Source organism: Paenarthrobacter sp. YAF11_1, from assembly GCF_052113445.1.
Lineage (GTDB): Bacteria > Actinomycetota > Actinomycetes > Actinomycetales > Micrococcaceae > Arthrobacter.
Genome location: NZ_JBFRDF010000042.1, coordinates 1 through 426 on the forward strand (window position 1 = coordinate 1; position 426 = coordinate 426).

General features: G+C 48.8%; 1 protein-coding gene. It reads left to right on the forward strand.

Features of this window, described 5'->3' with window-relative positions; translation table 11 throughout:
• Nucleotides 1–426 (forward strand): DUF2213 domain-containing protein (locus AB4Y77_RS22985; RefSeq protein ID WP_442015466.1); only part of this gene is annotated, 426 nt, incomplete at both ends.

Genomic DNA, 426 nt, shown 5'->3' on the forward strand with positions numbered 1-426 from the left:
CGGTTGGTATGAATACCTTGGCGAAGAGATAGGCGCCGATGGTATGCAAGGAAAAGTCGTTAAGGTCTACCGCAGCCCCGAAGAAGTTTTTAGTCCTGCAGCAATGGCGAGCTTCGAAGGAAAGGTTTTAACCGACGAGCATCCTCCAGAAGCTGTTGTACCGGACAATGCAACAAGATACACCAGAGGTGTTGTACAAAATGTTAGACAGGGCTCAGGAGGCGACAGTGACCTGCTGCTGGCTGATTTGGTGATATACGATCAAACACTTATTAGTGAGGTACAGGACGGAAAACGGGAAGTATCTTGCGGTTATGACTGCGTGTACGAACCATTCAGCAGCGATGGACCTGACATTGATCAGCAGACCTATCAGCAACGGCAAATTTGCGGGAATCATGTCGCTGTTGTGAAACAAGGTAGAGC